The organism is Variovorax sp. P4_D9, from assembly GCF_056401695.1.
In genome coordinates this window covers 1-7,150 of the sequence record NZ_JBFUIU010000468.1, presented here as the reverse complement: position 1 = coordinate 7,150, position 7,150 = coordinate 1, and the positions used below count along the sequence as shown (strand labels likewise).

8 protein-coding genes and 1 pseudogene are annotated in these 7,150 nt (G+C 64.4%); 8 read left to right on the top strand and 1 reads right to left on the bottom strand.

Annotated elements, in window-relative coordinates; genetic code table 11:
• Positions 1 to 25: 25 nt before the first annotated feature.
• Positions 26 to 1,519, bottom strand: a complete 1,494-nt coding sequence (locus AC1DY5_RS35460; protein ID WP_478119156.1) for an IS1182 family transposase — start codon at positions 1,517 to 1,519, stop codon at positions 26 to 28.
• A 47-nt stretch (positions 1,520 to 1,566) separates the two neighbouring features.
• Here AC1DY5_RS35460 and AC1DY5_RS35455 point away from each other — a divergent pair.
• The 8 genes and pseudogenes from AC1DY5_RS35455 to AC1DY5_RS35420 form a co-directional block, all read left to right on the top strand.
• Positions 1,567 to 2,292, top strand: a pseudogene (locus tag AC1DY5_RS35455) (acrylyl-CoA reductase family protein); the annotation flags it as partial.
• Between the two features lie 65 nt (positions 2,293 to 2,357).
• Positions 2,358 to 3,221, top strand: a complete 864-nt coding sequence (locus AC1DY5_RS35450; RefSeq protein WP_478119158.1) for an alpha/beta fold hydrolase — start codon at positions 2,358 to 2,360, stop codon at positions 3,219 to 3,221.
• Positions 3,222 to 3,271: 50 nt separating this feature from the next.
• Positions 3,272 to 4,015 (top strand): SDR family NAD(P)-dependent oxidoreductase, encoded by a 744-nt coding sequence (locus AC1DY5_RS35445; protein WP_478119154.1) that lies wholly within the window; start codon positions 3,272 to 3,274, stop codon positions 4,013 to 4,015.
• Positions 4,016 to 4,110: 95 nt separating this feature from the next.
• Positions 4,111 to 5,112 carry an NADP-dependent oxidoreductase gene (locus AC1DY5_RS35440; RefSeq protein WP_478119152.1) on the top strand — a complete coding sequence of 334 codons (1,002 nt, stop codon included), beginning with the start codon at positions 4,111 to 4,113 and terminating at the stop codon, positions 5,110 to 5,112.
• A gap of 71 nt (positions 5,113 to 5,183) precedes the next feature.
• Complete coding sequence (locus tag AC1DY5_RS35435) at positions 5,184 to 5,564, top strand: SDR family NAD(P)-dependent oxidoreductase (protein WP_478119151.1); 381 nt, start codon at positions 5,184 to 5,186, stop codon at positions 5,562 to 5,564.
• Positions 5,452 to 6,066 (top strand): SDR family NAD(P)-dependent oxidoreductase, encoded by a 615-nt coding sequence (locus tag AC1DY5_RS35430; RefSeq protein WP_478119149.1) that lies wholly within the window; start codon positions 5,452 to 5,454, stop codon positions 6,064 to 6,066. Before AC1DY5_RS35435 ends, AC1DY5_RS35430 begins: the two co-directional genes overlap by 113 nt.
• Positions 6,067 to 6,090: 24 nt before the next feature.
• Entirely contained in the window at positions 6,091 to 6,552 is a 462-nt protein-coding gene (locus tag AC1DY5_RS35425) for a transposase domain-containing protein (RefSeq protein ID WP_478119147.1), read from the top strand.
• A gap of 11 nt (positions 6,553 to 6,563) precedes the next feature.
• Positions 6,564 to 7,150 (top strand): transposase (locus AC1DY5_RS35420; protein WP_478119145.1); only part of this gene is annotated, 587 nt, incomplete at its 3' end.

Genomic DNA, 7,150 nt, shown 5'->3' with positions numbered 1-7,150 from the left:
CCCCTCATACCGCCTTTGGGGCCCTTTATGCGATCTTTGCGAGCGCTGCGGACGCACCTGTGCCCCAACCGATCAGTTGGGGCGCAAGGGCGGCCATTCTCAGCAGGTTATGTGCCAGCACAAACAGCCGCACCACGCACCTGACCTTGGCCATGCCGCGCACCGGCATACGCTGGAGTCCACGGTTGCGCGCCTGCGCGTTCACGCATTCGGCCGTGGCTGCACGAAGCTTGTAGATCTCGCGAGCGGCATCGCTGTTCATGCGCTGGCGCCACTGCGCCACCGCGTGGCTGTCCCCTGGCTTGGCCTCGAACTCGYTGGGCGGCGCTGCCGGCTCTGGCGGGTTTTCCTGCGCGGCATGGCTGTCGAGTTCGCCTTGGGCCTTGTCCTTCACCTTGGGCGGCTTGTTCTTGGGCACCGGCGCGTACAACTCGGTCTTGTCCGCCACCGCATCGATCTGYTCGTGCGCGGGGAAGCCTCCATCGACCAGCCATTGCTCGGGCGCCTTGCCCRTACGTTGCTCGACTTGGTCCACCATCGGGGCAAGCTGYGCCATGTCGCTGCCCGCGGTGACCACGTCCATGCCGACGATGASCTGGCCTTCGCAGTCGGTGGCGAACTGCACGTTGAAGGCCGGGCGGAATCCACCGTCGCCCATCTTCATGACCCTGGCATCGGCATCGGTGGTGCTGGCGCGCGCGTCYTCGGGCTTGCTGCCGTTGCGCCGCTTGGCGGCGGCCACTTCGGGCAGTTGCTTGAGCGCTTCGAGAATGCACTGTTCGCGCTCGCGTGCCGCGCGCAGCTTKGCCGCCTGCGAGCGCCGGTTCGCTTCGGCAGGATCGGCCTCGATCTGGGCCTTGAGCGAGTGCACGAGTTCGCGCGCCTGGACCAGGTGCTCCTCCAGGCGGCCCTGGCGACGAAACGAGGCTGCCCCAGCATTGGCACGCACGCGCATGCCGTCTTGCGCCACGCGCYCCAGCGTGATCGCGCCCACGGYTGCCAGTGTGGCCACGTTGTCGCTGAGCAGTTCGTCCATCACCTTGTCGTTACCGGTGCCGCTTCGAAAGTCGTTCAGCGCGTGGTAGTTGACCGGCACGCCGCCGCAGATCCAGCGGTACGCGTCGTGCTCCAGGCTCAGCCGGGCGACTTCCCTGCCGCTGCCCACACCGTCGAGCGTGGCGTACAGCCACAGCGCGAACAGGATGCGTGGGTCAATCGCCCGGCGCCCCGGGGCCGCCCCACGCGCCTTGATCGCTTCGAACAGCGCGCTCAGGTCTTGCCGCTCGACATAGCCCCACACCAACCGCGCACGATGGTCCTCGCCCAGCAGCGATTCGAGATCCGAGGCGCGCAACTCGATCTGCAACCGGTTGGGCTGCAGCACTCGAGGTGCGCATTGGCTGCGCCGACTCGCGTCCTGCGCTCGCGCTTGCTCGACCTGCGCCTCGCTCGGCTTCGGTAGGTCATCGAACAGCGCCACATCTCGGGTCACTTCGCTTGCATCAATCTGCGTCGTCATGCCAACTGCGAAGCCATTCCCGTGCCAGTTTGACGGGCTCGGAGAAAAACTCTCACTCTCTGAGCCAGACGCACCACGGTGGCTTCGCGCAGAAGGCGCGAGTGAGCGGCGATTGGCTGGTCAAGGTCCCGGAGGTCTTTTCGACCCAGGATGCCATGGCCATCGGCACCGCCGGGTTCACCGCCATGTTGTCCGTGCTCGCACTGGAGCATGGCGGCCTGACCCCCGAACGCGGCGATATCCTGGTGACCGGTGCCAATGGCGGCGCCGGCTCCGTGGCGATCGCACTGCTGTCGGGCCTGGGCTATCGCGTGATCGCATCGACCGGCCGCCTCGACGAAGCCGCCTACCTGCGTGCGCTGGGCGCGGCGGACGTGATCGACCGCCACACGCTGTCCGAAGCGGGCGCGCCGATCGCCAAGGATCGATGGGCCGGGGCCATCGACGCGGTGGGCAGCCATACGTTGGCGAACGTCCTGGCCCAGACCCGGTATCGCGGCGTGGTCGCGGCCTTCGGCCTCGCACAAGGCGCCGATCTGCCGGCATCCGTCCTGCCCTTCATCCTGCGCAACGTCACCCTCGCCGGTATCGATTCGGTCAATGCGCCACAGCCTGTGCGGCTGCAGGCGTGGTCGCGTCTGGCCAGCGACCTGGATCTGGACAAGCTTGCACGGACAACCAAGGTGGTTGGCTTGGCAGAGGTTCCTGAAGTCGCCCGCCAAGTACTCGCAGGGAAGGTTCAGGGGCGCACCATCGTCGATGTGAACGCGTGACCGCCAACGCGGTGGCGCTTGACTCCCTCGATTCCCGGCGTCACATGAAGCACCTTGAAAAGACGATGACCCCTACCGACAACGACCCAGGGTCGCACTTGCCCTACATCGACACTCCCAACCGATCGATCGATGTCGATGGGACTGCATTCGCGTACCGCGACCTGGGGCCGCGCAGTGGCGTGCCGCTGGTCCTGCTCAACCACTGGGGCGCCGTCCTAGACAATTTCGATCCGCGTATCGTCGATGGGCTTTCCCGCAGCCATCGCATCGTCGCCATCGACTACCGGGGGATCGGCGCTTCAGGCGGAACGGCACCTGTGACCATCGACGCGATGGCACGGGATGTGATCGCACTGATCCACGCACTGGGTTTCGGGAAGGTCGATCTGCTCGGCTTCTCCCTCGGCGGGTTCGTGGCGCAGGACATCGTGCTGAAAGCTCCCGACCTGGTACGACGCCTCCTCCTGACCGGTACGGGGCCGGCAGGCGGCAAAGGCATCGACGAGGTCGGGGTCGTCTCCTGGCCGCTGATGGTCAAGGGATTGTTGACGCTGCGGGATCCGAAGACCTACCTGTTCTTCACCTCCACGGCCAATGGCCGGCAAGCCACAAAAGCCTTCCTGGAGCGGCTGAAGGAGCGCATGGCGGATCGGGACAAGGGGCCGACGCCCAGTGCCTTCCTGCGACAGCTGAAGGCAATCAAGGCCTGGGGCCGGCAGGCGCCCCAGGATCTGGGCGGCATCCGCATCCCCGTGCTGATCGCCAACGGCGACAACGACATCATGGTGCCCACCGCGAACAGTCATGACATGGCGCGTCGCATTCCTGGCTCACAGCTGGTCATCTACAAAGACGCCGGGCATGGCGGGATTTTTCAGTACCACGGCGAGTTCGTGCCCAAGGCGCTGGCCTTCCTCAATGACTGAAGCGATCCAGTGAGGACGGTCACCCTCATCAACAGAACGGAGACGATGACATGAACCAGCCAACTGCAATCGTGTTCGGCGTGGGATCGGTACGCGGCGTCGGCGGCGCCGTCTGCAAATGCTTCGCACGCGAGGGTTACCACGTCATCGTCGCAGGACGTACCCCGGCCAAGATCGAGGCGGTGGTTGCCGAGATCACCACGTCAGGCGTTGGCAGTGCGGAAGCGCTTCGGACCGACGTGACCGATGAAGCTCAGGTGATCGCGGCATTCGACCGGGCGATGAACCCGGGGCCTGGTCGTGAGCCTGCCGATGTCGTCGTCTCCAATGCAGGCAACAACGCAGTCATCGATTTCACGCAGCTGACCGCGGCGCAGTTCGAGGATTTCTGGCGCGTCGGCTGCTACTCCGGCTTCCTGGTCGGTCGCGAGGCCGCACGCCGGCTTGTCCCGTTGGGCCGCGGCACAGTGATCTTCACGGGCGCCTCCGGCAGCCTGCGCGGCAAGCCCGGCTACGCGCACTTCGCCGCCGCCAAGGCGGGGCTGCGCATGATCGCGCAAAGCATGGCCCGCGAGTACGGCCCGAAGGGGATCCACGTCGCGCATGTTGTCATCGACGGTGGCATCCTCGGCGACCGGCTTCAGAGCGCATTTCCAGCAAGGGTGGAGCGTGCCGGTGCGGAAGGACTCCTCGGCTATGACGCCATTGCCGAGAACTACTGGATGCTGCACCGGCAGCCGAAATCGGCGTGGACGCAGGAGCTCGACCTGCGGCCGTTCAAGGAAAACTGGTAGCAACGTCGGTTCGATTGCCACGGCTCAAGACTGCACCCTGCGGGCGGGGCTCCCCGAATCCCGTTCATTCAAAAGCTCTGGAGAACAGTCCCCTCATGAAAGCGTTCATCATCGATCGTTACGGAAAGAAGGAAGCTGGCCGCATCGGCGAAATGCCCGAACCCGAGGTGCGGGACGATGACGTTCTGATCCAGATCCACGCGGCGAGCGTCAATGCTCTGGACACGAAGATCAAGAGCGGCGAATTCAAACTGATTCTTCCCTATCGCCTCCCCCTGATCCTGGGCAACGATGTGGCCGGTACGGTCGTGCGGGTCGGCGCTCGCGTTCGCAGCTTCAAACCGGGCGACGAGGTCTATGCGCGCCCCGACGATGATCGCATCGGCACCTTCGCCGAGTTCATTGCCGTCAAGGAATCGTCGCTGGCACTGAAGCCCAGGAACCTCAGCATGGTCGAAGCCGCCTCCCTTCCCCTGGTGGCCCTGACCGCCTGGCAGGTGCTGGTCGAAACCGCCAAGCTGAAAAGGGGGCAGAAGGTTCTGATCCATGCCGGCTCCGGCGGGGTCGGCACCATCGCCATCCAGCTTGCCAAGCATCTGGGGGCGTTCGTGGCCACGACCACGAGTGCGGGCAACATCGACTGGGTGAAGGCTTTGGGCGCGGACGTCGTCATCGACTACAAGAAGCAGGACTTCGCAACGGTTCTTCGAGGCTACGACGTGGTGTTGAACAGCCTGGGCAACGAAGAGCTGAAGAAATCGCTCCACGTGCTCAAGCCGGGCGGACATCTCATCTCCATCTCCGGGCCCCCCACCCCGGCGTTCGCTGCCGCGCGAGGGCTGGCTTGGCCGCTCCGACAGGTGCTGCGCCTGCTGAGTTTCGGCATCCGGAAGAAGGCGAGGAAGAACGGCGGCGAATACACGTTCGTCTTCATGCGAGCCGATGGGGCGCAGTTGCGCGAGATCACGTCCCTCATCGAATCAGGCGCCATCCGCCCAGTCGTCGACAAGGTGTTCCCGCTTCAGGACACCCACAGAGCTTTGGCCTACGTCGATGGTGGCCGCGCCAAGGGCAAGGTCGTGGTGCAAGTGATGTAGCTGCCACGCGTGCCTCGGACAGCGTCGTCGAACAGGCCTTTGTCCAGCCCGGAAGAACCATTGCATGGCCGATGCGCAACCCTCGCAGGCCGCTAGGTTCGTTGCCCACTCTATACGATAAGGAGAACGACTTGAGTACAGACACAGCCGTCGGCATTGGCAAGCGCGCGCTGGTAACCGGCGCATCCAGCGGCATTGGCGCGGCAATCGCGCGTGAACTCCCAACGCTCGGCGTTGATCTCGTGCTGATGGCGCGGCGCCGCGACGCACTTGAAGCGGTCGCCACGACCTGCAAGGGCGTGAAGGTCGAGATCGTCACCGCAGATCTCGGCAAGCCCGATGCCGCGCGCGCTGTGGGACACCGCGATCGCCAGCGGCCCAATCGACATCCTGATCAACAACGCCGGTTTCGGATACTTCCGCAGGTTCGACGAGGTCGACTGGGCGCGTGACGCAGAACTCGTCCAGCTCAACATGACCTCGGTCGTCGAGCTCGCGCGTTGCTTCGTCGACGCACGCAAGGCAAGCACCGGCCCCGCGCACATGCTGAACATTGAGTCGACCGGCGCATACCAGTCAGTCCCGAACATGGCGCTGTACGCCGCGTCGAAGGCGTTTGTCCGCAACTTCAGCGAAGCTCTTCATGACGAGTATCGCGGCACGCCACTGTCAGTGACCTGCATCTGCCCGGGCGGCACCGAAACAGCGTTCCACGCCACCTCCGGCGAAGGCGACTACTCTTGGATCGCGAACGCGTCAATGAAAAGCGCGGAGTTCGTGGCGCATGCCGCGATCCGCGCGATGCTCAGCGGCAAACGCACGGTTGTTCCGGGCCTGTTCAACAAGCTGTCGTGCTTCGGCGTGCGCTTCGTGACGCGGCGGTTCGCGTCTCAGGTGGCAACTCAAGTGCTCGGCAAGCCGCGCTTCTTGCTGCCGACTCGAAGAGCGAATTGAGAAAGGCGGTCAACTTTCGCGGAAATGTTTTGCGAGCATTCACCCCGTATCGCGAGAGCAGCCGCACGATGCGGCTTGCCAGCACCCAGCCCTTCCCGCATTTCGCACGAACGCGCAGGACGCGGCTACGAGCCGGGCAACGGCGAGCACAGCGCCGCGGTCATCTACACGCCGGTTTGTTCGGCCAAGCTCACTGGCATTGATCCCCAGACCTACCTTCGCTGCGTGTTCGAACGCATCGCTGACCACTCGAGCAACCGCATCGACAAGCGTGTACCGGCGCGAAGCGCGGCCGAGCAAGCTCAGTGCGTTCGAGGCGACGCTGAAGCACGCGTTGGTGCCTCATTCACCAGTTCTCGCACCCACTTCGAAATCATGTTGAGCGACAACGCCGCAATCCGCTATCTCGCGCCCCTAGGAGCGTGTCGGGCTTTCCCGCCTACCMCGAGTGGGCGGCGGCTTGGACAATCGCGCCAGTTTAAATAGACCTCCCCTGCATGAGCCGCTTCATCGCCGTAGATCGAGACACCGCCTACTTGCTGCCGCCGTCGGTTGATGAATGGCTACCGCAGGATCATCTGGCCCGCTTTGTCGTGGAGGTGATCGACCAGTTGGACCTGAGTGAGCTGGTGCGGCAATACGCGGGACGCGGCAGCAATGCGTACCACCCGGCAATGCTGCTGGGCTTGCTGGTCTATGGTTACGCCACCGGGGTGCACTCCAGCCGCAAGATCGAGCGGGCYTGCCACGACTCGGTGGCATTTCGCTTCATAGCCGCCAATACCCAGCCCGACCATGACAGCATCGCCACGTTCCGGCGGCGCTTTCTGCCACAGATCGAGGCGCTGTTCGTGCAGGTGYTGGTGCTGGCGCGCGAGATGAAGTGCCTGAAGCTGGGCAACATCTCRYTGGACGGCACCAAGATCGCAGCCAATGCGAGCAAGCACAAGGCGCTGTCCTGGGAGCACGCCAACAAGATCGAGGCACAGTTGCGCGAAGAAGTGCAGCAGTTGCTGAAGCTGGCCGAAGACAGCGACAGCCGTCCTGTCAATGACGGGCTGGACGTGCCGGCGGAGATCGCGCC

Coding starts and splice junctions, on each gene's coding strand:
- AC1DY5_RS35450 (WP_478119158.1), top strand. CDS start 2,358: ATGACCCCTACCGACAACGACCCAGGGTCGCACTTGCCCTACATCGAC.
- AC1DY5_RS35445 (WP_478119154.1), top strand. CDS start 3,272: ATGAACCAGCCAACTGCAATCGTGTTCGGCGTGGGATCGGTACGCGGC.
- AC1DY5_RS35440 (WP_478119152.1), top strand. CDS start 4,111: ATGAAAGCGTTCATCATCGATCGTTACGGAAAGAAGGAAGCTGGCCGC.
- AC1DY5_RS35435 (WP_478119151.1), top strand. CDS start 5,184: ATGCGCAACCCTCGCAGGCCGCTAGGTTCGTTGCCCACTCTATACGAT.
- AC1DY5_RS35430 (WP_478119149.1), top strand. CDS start 5,452: ATGCCGCGCGCGCTGTGGGACACCGCGATCGCCAGCGGCCCAATCGAC.